The sequence below is a fragment of the Pseudomonas sp. F220 genome (genome assembly GCF_057813935.1).
In genome coordinates this window covers 37228-51681 of the sequence record NZ_JBVASJ010000011.1, presented here as the reverse complement: position 1 = coordinate 51681, position 14454 = coordinate 37228, and the positions used below count along the sequence as shown (strand labels likewise).

10 protein-coding genes are annotated in these 14454 nt (G+C 56.9%); 6 read left to right on the top strand and 4 right to left on the bottom strand.

Annotated elements, in window-relative coordinates:
* Positions 1-134 precede the first annotated feature (134 nt).
* A complete protein-coding gene (locus tag ACZYSM_RS12370; RefSeq protein WP_489071774.1) occupies positions 135-2573 on the top strand; it encodes a DUF3141 domain-containing protein in 2439 nt (812 codons plus the stop codon).
* Positions 2574-2588: 15 nt separating this feature from the next.
* On the opposite strand, the gene ACZYSM_RS12365 is transcribed toward ACZYSM_RS12370, so the two are convergent.
* Positions 2589-3818 carry an AraC family transcriptional regulator gene (locus ACZYSM_RS12365; protein ID WP_489071773.1) on the bottom strand — a complete coding sequence of 410 codons (1230 nt, stop codon included), beginning with the start codon at positions 3816-3818 and terminating at the stop codon, positions 2589-2591.
* A 279-nt stretch (positions 3819-4097) separates the two neighbouring features.
* Here ACZYSM_RS12365 and phbB point away from each other — a divergent pair, with 279 nt between their 5' ends.
* The 3 genes from phbB (at position 4098) to phaC (ending at position 7954) form a co-directional block, all read left to right on the top strand.
* Entirely contained in the window at positions 4098-4844 is a 747-nt protein-coding gene (phbB, locus tag ACZYSM_RS12360; protein WP_489071772.1) for an acetoacetyl-CoA reductase, read from the top strand.
* A gap of 64 nt (positions 4845-4908) precedes the next feature.
* Positions 4909-6087 (top strand): acetyl-CoA C-acetyltransferase, encoded by a 1179-nt coding sequence (locus ACZYSM_RS12355; protein ID WP_489071771.1) that lies wholly within the window; start codon positions 4909-4911, stop codon positions 6085-6087.
* A gap of 163 nt (positions 6088-6250) precedes the next feature.
* Positions 6251-7954: a class I poly(R)-hydroxyalkanoic acid synthase gene (gene phaC, locus ACZYSM_RS12350; RefSeq protein WP_489071770.1), complete on the top strand. Its 1704-nt coding sequence runs from the start codon at positions 6251-6253 to the stop codon at positions 7952-7954.
* 222 nt (positions 7955-8176) lie between these two features.
* Here phaC and ACZYSM_RS12345 read toward each other — a convergent pair whose 3' ends face one another.
* Both ACZYSM_RS12345 and ACZYSM_RS12340 read right to left on the bottom strand, forming a co-directional pair.
* On the bottom strand, positions 8177-9427 hold the full coding sequence (locus ACZYSM_RS12345; RefSeq protein ID WP_489071769.1) for a 2-aminoadipate transaminase: 1251 nt from the start codon (positions 9425-9427) through the stop codon (positions 8177-8179).
* A 212-nt stretch (positions 9428-9639) separates the two neighbouring features.
* Positions 9640-10350: a FadR/GntR family transcriptional regulator gene (locus ACZYSM_RS12340; RefSeq protein WP_489071869.1), complete on the bottom strand. Its 711-nt coding sequence runs from the start codon at positions 10348-10350 to the stop codon at positions 9640-9642.
* A 568-nt stretch (positions 10351-10918) separates the two neighbouring features.
* On the opposite strand from ACZYSM_RS12340, the gene ACZYSM_RS12335 reads away from it, so the two are divergent.
* Complete coding sequence (locus ACZYSM_RS12335; protein WP_489071868.1) at positions 10919-12244, top strand: MFS transporter; 1326 nt, start codon at positions 10919-10921, stop codon at positions 12242-12244.
* 83 nt (positions 12245-12327) lie between these two features.
* Positions 12328-13680 (top strand): glucarate dehydratase, encoded by a 1353-nt coding sequence (gene gudD / locus ACZYSM_RS12330; RefSeq protein ID WP_489071768.1) that lies wholly within the window; start codon positions 12328-12330, stop codon positions 13678-13680.
* 164 nt (positions 13681-13844) lie between these two features.
* On the opposite strand, the gene ACZYSM_RS12325 is transcribed toward gudD, so the two are convergent.
* Entirely contained in the window at positions 13845-14453 is a 609-nt protein-coding gene (locus ACZYSM_RS12325; RefSeq protein WP_489071767.1) for a PqiC family protein, read from the bottom strand.
* Between the last annotated feature and the right edge of the window lies 1 nt (position 14454).

Below are 14454 nucleotides of genomic sequence, written 5' to 3'. Positions count from 1 at the left end.
TGTGCGCCGCACAAAACTCTTTCCCCTCCCACAGCTATTCGCTATAGACTCCTGAAATCGAACGGCCAGCCAAGCCCTCTTTATGGATGAGGTGCAGGCGAGCTGCTTCTCATGCATAAAGCCAGGAGATCACCATGGGACAGGAAGATATTATTGCATCGCAATATGAAAGACTCTCCTCTCAACGCGGCCTGTTGGAACACCTGAGTCATCTGCAGCGCCTCAATACCCAGAATGTTCTCGATGCCTTCCACCGGCGCCAGGAGAAAACCCTCGCACCTCTGAAGCAGGGTCAACTCAGACAACCCACACTCGCTGACTGGCAGGAATACTTCACCGACCTCGGTCAACGCAGTCTGCTGTTCTGGGACACCCTGCGCCAGCGCGGCGACAATACGCTGGCCCATGAACGTGCGGGGTATCCGCTGCTGCTCAAGTTCGATCATGAAACCCTGATCGCAGGCTCCGATCTTCCACGCCCGGTCAACTATTCACTGCTGCGAATCCTCCCCGGGCCAGAGCACAGGATCGACAGCAACAGCCAGCCAGTGATCATCATTGATCCACGCGGTGGTCATGGCTCGGGCATCGGCGGCTTCAAACAGGATTCGGTATTGGGCGAAAGCCTCAGAGCCGGCCATCCCACCTATTTCATCTCGTTCAGTCACTCGCCAGCGCCGGGGCAGACCCTTGCCGATATCGTCGAAGCCCAGGCCAGGTTCATCGAAGTCGTCAGCGCCCTTCACCCCGCCAACAGCAAGCCGATTGTGATTGGCAACTGTCAGGCCGGCTGGGCTTTAATGGGATTGGCGGCAACACGCCCGGAACTGCCGGGTTTGATCATCATCAATGGTGCCCCTTTGTCGTATTGGGCCGGTGTCAATGGACGCAATCCGATGCGTTATACCGGCGGCCTTCTGGGTGGAGGCTGGATGACTCGCCTGGGTAGCGACTTGGGCAATGACCGTTTTGACGGTACCTGGCTGGTCAGCAACTTCGAGAACCTGGACCCGGCCAACACCTATTGGGGCAAGTACTACCAGCTGTTCAGCCAGGTCGACAGCGAGGCTGGGCGCTTTCTCGACTTCGAGCGTTGGTGGGGCAGCCCGACCCTGCTCAATGGCGAAGAAATCGAGATGATTGTCGACGACCTTTTTATCGGCAACCAGTTGTCCGGCGGCCTTGGCCGCAAGAGCACCGGCATTGATCTGAAACGGATCAAAGTACCGGTGGTGGTGTTCTGCTCCTACGGAGACAACATCACCCCGCCACAGCAGGCATTGAACTGGATTGCCGATGTCTACCCCAGCGATCTCGCTCTGCATGACGCTGGACGCACCATCGTCTACCTGCGCCACGCCAGCATCGGCCATTTGGGCATTTTTGTTTCCGGCAAGGTGGCGCGGCGCGAACACCGTGAGTTGCTCGGCGCGGTCGAAGCTATCAATGCGCTGCCGGCAGGGCTGTATGAAATGCTGATCGACGATCTGCCGGCCTCCTCAGGCAGCGGTGACACTCACTATGACGTGCGATTCGAATCAAGACGAATCGCCGATATTCACGCAGAAGGCGAGCCGCCCCGCGATGACGATCGCGAATTCGCATTGGTAGAGCGTGCCTCTGAAATCAACAGTACGCTTTACGATCTATTCGTACGTCCGTGGCTGCGCCAGATAATCAACGAGCCCATTGCCGAACTGATGCGCAAAGCCCACCCCTTCCATCAGCAACAGGTGTTATGGAGCAGCCTGAATCCGGCACTGTGGTGGCTGGCAGGAAGCGCCGACCACGTACGCAGCGATCGTCACCCCGCACGCCAGGACAATCCGTTGCTGGCCTGGCAGGAGTTGTTTTCCAACCAGACGCAAGACGCCCTGAATGCTTTTCGCGATGTGCGTGACGCTACCCAGGAGCTGTGTTTCTACGGCATTTACGGAGCACTGAGTGCTCTCACCAGCAACAAGCCTGTGCGAAATCTCCAGGCACATGCCGACCTGCAGGACCAGGCCCTGATCGAACGCCTGCAGGATGCGCTGCCCCTTGGCGGCCCACTGGAAGCGTTGGTGCGGATTCTGTTTTTGCTGGCCCGGGACAGCGACAAGGCGGGTAAGGAAAGCATCGAGAAACTGATCCAGCAGGTGCATCTGCTGGTCCAGGACCACAGCAATGAGCCCGCGGCCCTGCGCGAAGCCATCCGATTGCAGAACCTGCTGGTTTTTGCCCACCCGCAAGAAAGCTTGCGCAGCCTGCCCTTGCTGCTACCAGAGGCCAAGGAACGCCAACAGGTCCTGTCAGCCGTTGGGCAGTTGATGCCTGAGCTGCTAACGACTGCCTACGCTTGCGGCGAACTCTGGCGTGAACTGCACGTGCTACTCGAAATCCCCCTGCCAGGCTTTAGTCTGACCCAACCGCCCGGTGAAGCAGATGCCATCCAGAAGGAGTCCCTTCTGGAGCCATCCCCAATTGCGCAGACGTCACCGTCGGAGATCACACCGACGCCCACCCCTACCATCCCGGTTAAAGCCCCAAAGCGCAAAGCGAGCCAAAAGACAAAAGGCCCTAAGCCCCAGTAAACATTTATCAAGGAATTATCGGTGTACCCGTTCGGCATAGGAGCCTGCGATCTTTTGATCGTTGCGCAGGTCGGCGGTGAGCCGGCAAACATCGCAGCCTGCGAAAGCTCCTACGGGATTGCCGGTATATCCGCTCGGCGTAAGAGCGGGTGGGATGCCTGGTGCGAAGCCCGCGATCTTTTGATTGTTGCGCAGGTCCACGGGTTTCATGGGGCGAAACGGCGCTGCTTCCTCGACCTCAAACGACGACTCATCAGTTCGATACTGACCAGGGGTCATACCAAACCAGCGGGTGCACGCCTTATGAAAGCTACTGTGGTCGTGAAAGCCGAGCAGATAAGCCACATGTTTCATATTGAAATGAGAATGGCGCAGATAGAAGTCGGCCAACTGCCTGCGTACATCGTTCAGGACATCCTTGAATTGCGTGCCATCCTTCTCAAGGCCTCGTTGAAGCGTTCGCTTGCTGATGCTCAGTGCCGCCGCAATCGATTCCATATCACACTGCCCTTGCCCCTGGCTCAAACGCTCGGTAATCAGGGCGCGAATCCTGCCCACAATGGAGAAGCCGGACAACAGGTCCAGCTGAGCCTCGGCAAAACTGTCATGGAGTGTGGCCAACGCCTCATTGGCCATACTCAAAGGACGCAGAAGCTCCTCGCCATCGAACAAGATACTGTCATAAGCAGCCCCGAAATGCAGCGGACAGCCAAAAAGCCGCTGATGCTCCGAGGTGTCTTCAGGTTCCGGATAAGTGAACTCCACACTCAGCGGCTGAGGCAATTTGCCACCCGCCAGCCAACGGCAGAAACCCAGCAGCGAAGCCAGTCCTGCATCCGTATATTGCCGAGGCTTGACCGAGCCACGTTGCTGATGGTCGAGGCTGGCCAGACGGTAATGCTGCTCCTCCTGGACAAAGAAAAGGCTGAATCCAGTACCAATCAACGGACTGAAACGAACCAGACGTTCGAGCGCCCTTTTCAGGTTCGAACTGGACATCATCGTGTAGCCCACGATCTGAAAAACGCCGGGATGGAAATTCCCGTAGGCTTTCAAACCGATGTTCGGATCATTAGAGGCCTGAGCCGCCAGGTCCCAAAGACGATAGATAACGCTTCGCTCGCAGAATGCTCCCGGTTTATTCGCAACCTTGACATCAAGCCCCGCCTCCTGGCACAGACTGGCAACATCCAGCCCTTGAGCCAAGAGCGTATTCGCCAGCACGCTGGCATAACCCGAACTCATTCTATACATGGCGTCCTCAATGACCTGTGGAACCGAACGTCCTGTCCGGAGCCAATACTGACATGCATTGAACATATTTCAACAATGTTGCACTAATATTAAATGTCCGTTGAGTTTCAAGTATTGATCCCAGTATAGGTACTCCTCATTTTTTGCCAGCGGGCCAAAACGCCCGTGTGGCACCGTTGGACACGAAGCAGTCACCTACAAACACTTCCGCACGGCCCGTCGATATCGAACAATCTCCTCTCCTGCAGCGCAACGAAAGGAAGTGGATGTATGGAGTCGCGTAGTCGTATTGCATTAGTAACGGGCGGCATGGGTGGCATTGGTACAGCGATCAGCCAACGCCTGTACAAGGAAGGATTCAAGGTAATCGTCGGCTGCAGCTCTGATTCCAGCCGCAAGAATGACTGGTTTGCCAGCCAGCTGGCAGCGGGTTATCAGTTCGAGTGCATCTATGGCGACATCACCGATTGGGAGTCGACCCGCAAGGCTTTCGAGATGGCTCGTGAACAATTCGGCCCGATCGATGTGCTGGTCAACAACGCCGGCATCACTCGCGACGCCTCCTTTCGCAAGCTCACCCCGGAAGACTGGAACACCGTAATCGGGACCAACCTGACGGGCTTGTTCAACACCACCAAGCAGGTCATTGAAGGGATGTTGTCCAAGGGTTGGGGGCGGATCATCAATATCTCCTCGATCAACGGCCAGCGCGGCCAGTTTGGTCAGACTAACTACTCCGCCGCCAAGGCCGGCATCCATGGCTTCACCATGGCACTGGCCCGGGAAGTTTCCGGCAAGGGCGTGACCGTCAATACCGTATCCCCAGGCTACATCCAGACCTCTATGACTGCGGCAATCCGCCCGGACATTCTCGACAGCATGATCGCAGCAACACCGGTCGGCCGCCTTGGCCAACCCGAAGAGATCGCCTCAATCGTGGCCTGGCTGGCCTCCGATGAGTCCGCCTACAGCACCGGTGCCGACTTCTCGGTAAACGGCGGCATGAACATGCAGTAACCCCAGCCAGGGCATGAATGCCCTGGTTTGCTCGACGAATTTTGTCTTTTCAATGAGGTCACGCATGAACGAAGTCGTAATCGTTGCCGCAACTCGTACCGCCATCGGCAGTTTTCAGGGTGCTTTGTCTGCAATTCCCGCGACCGAATTGGGTGCCGCAGTGATTCGCCGCTTGCTGGAGCAGACGGGTATCGATGCATCTCAGATAGATGAAGTGATCCTCGGCCAGGTACTCACAGCCGGCGCAGGGCAAAATCCGGCACGCCAGACAGCGATCAAGGCCGGCTTGCCACATACCACCCCTGCCCTGACCCTGAACAAAGTCTGCGGCTCCGGTCTTAAGGCCGTCCAGCTCGCCGTCCAGGCAATCCGTTGTGGCGACGCAGAACTGGTGATCGCTGGCGGTCAGGAAAACATGAGTCTGGCCCCTTATGTTCTGCCCAAGGCACGCACCGGTCTGCGCATGGGGCATGCGCAACTGCAAGACAGCATGATCCAGGATGGTCTGTGGGACGCCTTCAACGACTACCACATGGGCATCACCGCAGAGAATCTGGCGCAGAAGTACGAGATCTCTCGTGAAGCGCAGGATGCTTTCTCTGCCGCCTCGCAACAGAAGGCTGCGGCGGCCATTGAGGGCGGGCGTTTCCAGAGCGAAATCACCCCGATCCTGATTCCCCAGCGCAAAGGCGAACCGCTGGTCTTCGACACCGACGAACAGCCGCGTATCGACAGCACTGCGCAAGCCTTGGCGAAACTCAAACCTGCCTTCCAGAAAGACGGCAGCGTGACCGCCGGCAACTCCTCGACCCTCAACGATGGTGCTGCCGTGCTGTTGCTGGCCAGCACCGCTAAAGCAAAAGCGCTGGGCCTTCCGGTACTGGCACGCATCAAAGCCTATGCCAGCGCCGGTGTGGACCCGTCGATCATGGGCATCGGCCCGGTCCCGGCTACACGTCTGACCCTGCAAAAGGCCGGCTGGAACGTCGAGGATCTGGACCTGATCGAAGCCAATGAAGCCTTCGCCGCCCAGTCGCTGGCGGTTGGCAAAGAATTGGGTTGGGACACTAGCAAAGTCAACGTCAACGGCGGTGCGATCGCCCTTGGCCATCCGATCGGCGCGTCAGGGGCACGGATCCTGGTGTCACTGGTGCACGAACTGATCCGCCGCGACGGCAAGAAAGGTCTGGCCACCTTATGCATCGGCGGCGGTCAAGGCGTCGGCCTGGCCATCGAGCGCTAACCAACGGCCTATCAGCTGCCAATGCGCGGACTTGGGACCCTCCTTGTTCCGCGCATCACGTTCGCATCAAACAATGCTGCCCGCATTCCTGCTGTTGCTACGCCGGAGTCCGGCCAAGCGCGGCTTTTTTCTGCCCGGCTCGTCAGCATGGGCAAGGAACTTTATGGATAACAACGCGCATACATTCAAGACCTATTGGTCAGGTCAGGTTCCGTTTATCGCCTCCTTTGCGGTGCAACAATTGCGCCTATGGGTCAGCACTAACCCCTGGTTTTCCGGGCATGAGCACGGCACATGGTTCGACCTGCCTCGCGAAACCCTGGAAAGCCTTCAGGCGGACTACCAATTGCAATGGGGCCAGCTCGGCCAACAGCTGCTGACCGGGCAACCCTTCAGCTTCGATGATCGACGTTTTGCCAGCGGCAACTGGAGCGAGCCACTGTTCGGCTCCCTCGCCGCCTTCTATTTGCTCAACTCCAGCTTTCTCCTGAAACTGCTCGACAAACTGCTGATCGACGAAAAGAAACCACGCCAACGCCTGCGCTATCTGGTGGAGCAAGCCATCGCCGCCAGTGCGCCAAGCAATTTTCTTGTCAGCAACCCTGATGCGCTCCAGCGTGTGGTTGAGACTCAAGGTGCCAGCCTGCTCACAGGCCTGCAGCATCTGGCCAGCGACATGAACGAAGGCAAAATGCGCCAGTGCGATAGCGGCGCCTTCAAGGTGGGCGTCGACCTGGCCAACACCCCCGGCGAAGTGGTCTTCGAGAATCATCTCTTCCAGCTCATTCAGTACTACCCGCAAAGCGAAACCCAGTACCTGCACCCGGTATTCGTCGTACCGCCGTCGATCAACAAGTACTACATCCTTGATCTGCGTCCGGACAACTCGATGGTCCGTCACCTGCTGGAGCAGGGGCATCCGGTATTCCTCATGTCCTGGCGCAACTTCGACCTGGAACACGCCGGCACAACCTGGGATGACCTGATTGAGCACGGGGTGATTAACGCGCTGCAAGTGACCCGCGAGATCAGTGGCGAGCAGCGACTCAATTGCGTGGGCTTCTGCATTGGCGGCACCCTGTTGAGCACGGCCCTGGCAGTACTGGCGGCACGCGGCGACCGAGAGATTGCCAGCGTGAGCCTGTTGACCACCTTCCTTGATTACCTGGATACCGGTGCCATCGACATATTCGTCGACGAAGAACTGGTGGCCTACCGCGAGCGCACCATTGGTGGCCTGAATGGCCCCATCGGTCTGTTTCGTGGCGAGGACATGGGCAATACCTTCTCCCTGCTGCGCCCCAACGATCTGTGGTGGAACTACAACGTCGACAAATACCTCAAGGGGCAGAAGCCGATTCCGCTTGATCTGCTGTTCTGGAATAACGACAGCACCAACCTTCCGGGCCCGATGTACTGCTGGTACCTGCGCCACACCTATCTGCAGAACGATTTGAAATCAGGAGAACTGGAGTGCTGTGGAGCCAAGCTGGACTTGCGTGCAATTGACGCCCCCGCTTACATCCTTGCCACCCATGACGATCATATCGTGCCCTGGAAAAGCGCCTACGCCAGCACCAACCTGCTCTCCGGGACCAAGCGATTTGTACTGGGTGCCTCCGGGCATATCGCGGGTGTCATCAATCCGCCTGCCAAGCAGAAGCGCCATTACTGGACCAACAATCGGGTCACGAAAAACCCGGACACCTGGTTCAAGAATGCCGAACAGCGTCCCGGCAGCTGGTGGAATGACTGGTTCAACTGGCTGGCCGGGCACTCCGGTGAGCGAAAGCCCTCGGTTCTGCACACCGGAAATGACAAATACCCGGCTCTGGAGCCGGCGCCAGGCAGTTATGTAAAGCAATGACACGGGGTCACGCGGTATGAGTTGATATCGCACAGCGCTGTCGCGTGAAAACACCCAGTCATGCCCTGATGCCGTTTAGTTAAGCTTGCTCCTGCAATTTCCTTAACTGAACGGCATTAAGTCATGCCCCGTTCCCAATGCAGCAAAAAAGAGCGTGTAACCCACGCTCTTTTCCGGGAAAGGACCGCCTATAAAAGTTCATCGCTGACTCATGTCAGGGGTTCAGCGAATGTCTGCCAGGCATTTTTCCAGAATATCCAGACCTTCATTCAGCACCACCGAATCGATGGTCAGGGGAGCCAACAGGCGGATGATGTGCCGCGACTTACCGCTCGGCATGAGTAGCAGTCCGCTGTTTCTGGCGGCTTCCAGCAAGGCCGCCAACTGCGCCGTCGCGGGATGGCCTTCGGGAGTGATCAACTCGATACCGCGCATGGCACCAACGCCCGTCAGACGCCCAAGGTAAGGCGATAGTTTTTGTTCGCGCCAACGTTCATAACGACTGACGATGGTGCTTTCCTGCATCTCGCCCCACTCAGACAAATTCGCATCGGTCATCTCATCCAGCGTCGCCAGTCCCGCTGCGCAGGCAACAGGATTGCCCGAATAAGTACCGCCCAGACCGCCTTTGGGTAACGTATCGAGCAGTGCTTTTCGTCCGACGACCGCTCCCAGTGGCATGCCGCCGGCAATACTTTTTCCCAGTAGCAGCAAGTCCGGCTCGATCCCCAGGCGAGTGAAGGCAAAACGTTGTCCGGTACGGCCAAAGCCTGACTGAATTTCATCGATGATCAGCACAATGCCCTTCTCGTCGCAGAGCTTGCGCAATGCTTGGGCGAACTCGATATCCAGCGCCAGGAACCCGCCCTCGCCCTGCACCGGTTCGAGAATAAAACAGGCCACCTCATCGATATCTATTTCCACGCTGAATAGGCGGTCCATGGCCTTAAGCGCGTCCTGGGTGGTGACTCCGGTGTCTTGGCTAGGGTAAGGCAGATGGTAAACGGGACCGGGCAAGACGCCGACCTTCTGCTTGTAGGGCGCGACCTTGCCGTTGAGATTGAGGGTGGCCAAGGTACGTCCGTGAAACGCACCATCGAAGGCAATCACCGCCGTGCGACCGGTATGTGCACGGACGATTTTCAAGGCATTTTCTGCGGCCTCGGCGCCGCTGTTGGTCAGCATCCCTCCAAGCGCATAGCTCACCGGCACAAAGGCCGCCAGCCGCTCCATAAACTGTTCATAGGGCTGATGGGGGGCCGCGTTGAAAGCATAGTGAGTCAACCGGGTGGCTTGTTCTCGAATGGCCTCGACAATGCGCGGGTGGCAATGGCCCAGGTTCAATACACCGATACCGCCGACGAAATCGATGTAACGCTTGCCGTTCACGTCCCAGACTTCGGCATTTTTTCCGTGACTCAGGCTGATCGGATGAACGAAGGAAATAGAACTACTGATAGAGGTGGAGGCCATGGCCGGTCATCCTGCTGACAATGAAAGTGCCCGCTATGTAAGCGATGATCGAACGGTCCCCACAAGCGAAATAATCTCTGCGGGTTATTCCTCAAATTCGGGATGTCCGAAACGCTGACATTACTGTCGCTGCAACACCGCCTCCCCGGCCTGCGGCAACAGACGCGGGTTATCCAGCGCATCGCCCTCACCCGTTGCAATACGCCGATGCCTCAATCTGCAGAAAACCTGTCACGACTATTGGTCAGGTGTATCCACATCGCCGCTCGAGCGGCGTCTGGATCCTGCTTTTTGATGGCATTGAGAATTGCCTCGTGCTCAAGATTGGCAAGGTGTCCAAGCTTGGCCAAGTCGGCTCCGCCCCGCTCAGTGGCGTTCACGCGAGTTCTGGGAATCATGGAGCTCCCCAAATGCTGCATGATTTCGGTAAAGCAGGTATTGCCAGTGGCCTCGGCAATGAGGAGATGAAAGCGTTTGTCCGCTTCGACACAGCTGTCGTTATTAGCCAATAAGCTCTGATAATCATCCAATGCTTTGCGCATCTGGGACAACTGCTTCGGGCTGCGACGCTTTGCGGCCAAGGCTGCTGCCTGGGTTTCGAGGCCCATGCGCAACTCCAAAATACTTCGCACACTCATGGCTGTATCGACATTCAGTCGCAAGCCCTGCTCGGGTAAGCGCTCAAGAACAAAAGTGCCTATGCCGTGTCGAGTCTCCACCAAACCCGATGCTTGCAATTTCGAAATGGCCTCACGCACCACCGTACGACTGACACCATGCTCGCGAACAATCGCGTTTTCTGCGGGAAGCTTTTGTCCGGGTTTGATTTGGCCCAGCAAAATTCTCTGGGTGAGCTCCACAACCAAATCATGTGCAAGATTGTGGGAGCGCTTCCGAGCAGGCACATCGGTGTCGTTTTGCATAATGGTCATCCGGAAATCTGGGCTATCGAATCGTAACACCTTGCCTGTTTTGTGTTGCGTTCAGTTCCGTACTCGCTATCTGGCGAGCTCTCAAAATGCGCATCAACTTGTATGACAACACTCAATATCAGACAAAGATATCGGCTTTCACAAGGTGTACCTTTCAAGCCATCGCCTTAAAATCCGAAAAAATAGAGACCTTTTCAATTTCAGGAAACTCCGACAACCCAAGCAAATACTGGGTTAAAAATTATTCTCTTAGATCTAAACGCATAAAAAAGATCGAATTGAGAACGATAAAGTTGATTCTGCTGTCTTGTGACGGAAAAATCTCAGTTGTATGATGTCTATCAACACAAATCGCACCTTCTCTAACAAAAACCGCGAAACAGGCTGACTCAACATGAATCCACAAGCACTCAAGGCCGTCCTTTCTGAAGGTCTACTTTCCTTCCCTGTCACCTATTTCGACACCTCCCCTTAAACGCCCTCCTGACACGCAACCAAGTCGTACCCCGCATAAAAATAACGAGTGGGAGATCAGAGTGTGAACACATCCAATTCCAAGGTGAGTGACGGCGCAGATTCGGCTTTGCTTTCGGCTGTTTCGAAAGTAAAGCGCCATGTTTTGCCGCTGTTCGTCATCATGTTTATCGTTAACTACATTGACCGAGTGAATATCGGCTTCGTGCGTTCGTACATGGAGCATGATCTTGGCATTGGTGCCGCAGCCTACGGTTTCGGTGCCGGCTTGTTCTTCATCGGTTACGCCCTGTTCGAAGTCCCGTCCAACATGCTCCTGCAAAAAGTCGGCGCCCGTATCTGGCTGACCCGCATCATGCTGACCTGGGGTATTGTCGCAACCTGCATGGCGTTCATTCAGAACGAAACCCACTTCTACATCCTGCGTTTTCTCCTGGGCGTTGCCGAAGCAGGCTTCTTCCCCGGCGTGATCTATTACTTCACTCGCTGGTTGCCCGGTGTGGAGCGCGGTAAAGCGATCGCTATCTTTCTCAGCGGCTCAGCGATTGCCTCGCTGATTTCCGGACCTTTGTCGGGGTTGCTGCTGCAAATCACGGGTTTGGGCATGCACGGCTGGCAGTGGATGTACTTGATTGAAGGGTTGTTTTCGGTGGTGCTGTGCGTCTTCGTCTGGTTCTGGCTTGATTCCAGACCCCATGATGCCAAATGGCTGACCCGCGCGGAGCAGGACGCACTGGTCAATGCCATTGATGCAGAACAACTGGCGCGCGAGGCCGCAACACCGATCAAACCTTCGCTGGGCAAACTGCTCAAGGATCGCCAGATCATTCTGTTCTGCCTGATCTACTTTTTCATCCAGCTGACCATCTATGCCGCCACCTTCTGGCTGCCGAGCATCATCAAGAAGATGGGCGATCTCAGCGACATGCAGGTCGGGCTGTTCAATTCGATTCCGTGGCTGCTGTCTATCGTCGGCATGTACGCCTTCGCCTCACTGTCGACCAAGTGGAAACACCAGCAAGCCTGGGTCGCCGCTGCACTGTTGATTGCCGCTGCCGGGATGTTCATGTCCACCACCGGCGGGCCGATCTTTGCCTTCGTCGCCATTTGCTTTGCAGCCTTGGGTTTCAAGTCGGCGTCGTCGCTGTTCTGGCCGATTCCGCAGGCGTATCTGGATGCACGAATCGCAGCAGGTGTGATCGCACTGATCAACTCAGTCGGCAATCTCGGCGGCTTCGTTGCACCGACTACTTTTGGGCTGCTGGAAGAACGCACCGGCTCAATCCAGGGTGGTTTGTACGGCTTGGCCGCGACATCAATTATTGCCGCGATCATCGTCTTCGCCGCCCGCAACAAGCCTAAAGGCGCACCCGCCATTGCGATAAGCAAACCGAGCCCCAGCCACTCCTGACGAAGACGGGGCAGAGCGCCATGGCCGACCAACGTCAGGCAACTGCCCCGGATCAAGCAGATATGAATTTACAGGACAACACAATGAACACCTCGAACGCACAAGACACTGGCAAAGCCCCTGTTATTACCAGCATGCAGATCATCCCGGTGGCTGGCCATGATGGAATGCTGCTCAACCTCAGCGGTGCCCACGGTCCGTTCTTCACCCGCAACATCGTGATCCTCAAGGATAATGCGGGCCACACCGGCGTTGGTGAAGTGCCGGGTGGCGAGCGCATCCGCCAGACACTCGAAGACGCCCGCTCACTGGTGGTCGGCAATACCATTGGCACTTACCAGAAAATCTTGAACAACGTGCGCCAGGCCTTTGCCGAACGTGACTCTGGTGGTCGCGGCTTACAAACCTTCGACCTGCGCATCACCATCCATGCCGTTACCGGCCTGGAAGCCGCCCTGCTCGACCTGCTGGGTCAACACCTGGACGTACCGGTCGCAGCCCTGCTGGGTGAAGGCCAGCAGCGCGATGAAGTGAAAATGCTCGGTTATCTGTTTTACGTCGGTGATCGCAACAAGACCGACCTGGCTTACCGTAGCGAACCGGATGCGGATAACGACTGGTTCCGCGTACGCCATGAACACGCCATGACTGCCGAATCCGTAGTGCGCCTGGCCGAAGCGGCTCACGCCCGTTATGGCTTCGAGGATTTCAAGCTCAAGGGCGGCGTGTTAAGCGGCGACGAAGAAATCCAGGCCGTCACCGCCCTGGCCGAGCGCTTCCCCGACGCGCGTATCACGCTGGACCCCAATGGCGCATGGTCGCTGAAAGAAGCCATTCGCCTATGCCGCGATCAGCATCATGTGCTGGCTTACGCAGAAGACCCCTGTGGTGCAGAGAACGGATTTTCCGGTCGTGAAGTCATGGCTGAATTCCGTCGTGCGACCGGCATGAAAACCGCGACCAACATGATCGCCACCGACTGGCGCGAAATGGGCCATGCGATCCAGCTGCAATCGGTAGACATCCCGTTGGCCGACCCGCACTTCTGGACCATGCAAGGTTCGGTTCGGGTGGCACAGATGTGCAACGAATGGGGTCTGACCTGGGGTTCGCATTCCAACAATCACTTCGACATCTCATTGGCGATGTTCACCCACGTGGCCGCTGCTGCACCGGGTGAAATCACCGCCATCGACACTCACTGGATCTGGCAAGACGGTCAACGCTTGACCAAGGCGCCGCTTCAAATAGTCGATGGTTGCGTGCAAGTTCCAAAAAAGCCCGGTTTGGGTGTCGAGCTGGATATGGATCAAGTGGCCAAGGCCCACGAGCTGTACAAAGGCATGGGGCTGGGCGCACGTGACGACAGCGTTGCCATGCAGTTTCTGATCCCTGACTGGAAATTCAACAACAAGCAACCGTGCCTGGTGCGCTGAACCCACTACGCCGCCTCTGTAGGAGCCGAGCTGCTCGCGATGGACTGAAGGACGACGCGTTTATTCAGAAAACACGCGTTATCGTTAACGTCCATCGCGAGCAAGCTCGGCTCCTACAGAGACCTCATTTCCTTAAACTGACTGGCCCTGGCGACTCAACTGACCTAAGGGCAACCTATCCCCTGTTGTTTTGACCAACTACGTGCGGCGCCTGCAATGATGGTCGCCAGTTGCCCAATGGCCTGCTGATGGGCAACTACCAAATCCTGCACCTGGGTGCCCGCCGGTTGGCGGATGACGCTGCTGCACGTCAGACTACGGCGCTTTTCGCCATCGCCGCGCAGGCTGATGCTCCAGACCACATCGATCAAGACGTATTGACCCGCCAGTGAGTCGAAACGCCGGACATCGGTTTGCAGCGCGAGTATCGGCAGACCTGAGGTCTTGGGTAAGCCTGCCAGGTCACGAGTACCCAGTTTGAGCTCCATCTGGTTGGCCAGGGCATCGTGGAATTCCTCGGCCAGCGGTGCGCTCCAACGCTCGGTTTCGAGGATCGACAAGGTTCCGCTGCCGTGGCGCACCACTATTTGCGGCTGGTCAACCTGAACCGGGATGCGCACCGGCTGCATCTCGAACTGGAAGCCTGACGCGGCTACATTCGTGCGCGCAGTACTGTCCATTACGGGCGGAACCAGGGTGTAATAATGGGTCGGTGCCGAGCTGCAGGCGGCCAGGCCAAGTGTGGCGAAAATGGCCAGGGAGCGAATAGTCATG

What these genes read in the sequence shown, in the direction of transcription:
- ACZYSM_RS12370 (WP_489071774.1), top strand. Translation starts at nt 135, where the DNA reads ATGGGACAGGAAGATATTATTGCATCGCAATATGAAAGACTCTCCTCT.
- ACZYSM_RS12365 (WP_489071773.1), bottom strand. Translation starts at nt 3,818, where the DNA reads ATGAGTTCGGGTTATGCCAGCGTGCTGGCGAATACGCTCTTGGCTCAA.
- phbB (WP_489071772.1), top strand. Translation starts at nt 4,098, where the DNA reads ATGGAGTCGCGTAGTCGTATTGCATTAGTAACGGGCGGCATGGGTGGC.
- ACZYSM_RS12355 (WP_489071771.1), top strand. Translation starts at nt 4,909, where the DNA reads ATGAACGAAGTCGTAATCGTTGCCGCAACTCGTACCGCCATCGGCAGT.
- phaC (WP_489071770.1), top strand. Translation starts at nt 6,251, where the DNA reads ATGGATAACAACGCGCATACATTCAAGACCTATTGGTCAGGTCAGGTT.
- ACZYSM_RS12345 (WP_489071769.1), bottom strand. Translation starts at nt 9,427, where the DNA reads ATGGCCTCCACCTCTATCAGTAGTTCTATTTCCTTCGTTCATCCGATC.
- ACZYSM_RS12340 (WP_489071869.1), bottom strand. Translation starts at nt 10,350, where the DNA reads ATGCAAAACGACACCGATGTGCCTGCTCGGAAGCGCTCCCACAATCTT.
- gudD (WP_489071768.1), top strand. Translation starts at nt 12,328, where the DNA reads ATGAACACCTCGAACGCACAAGACACTGGCAAAGCCCCTGTTATTACC.
- ACZYSM_RS12325 (WP_489071767.1), bottom strand. Translation starts at nt 14,453, where the DNA reads ATGACTATTCGCTCCCTGGCCATTTTCGCCACACTTGGCCTGGCCGCC.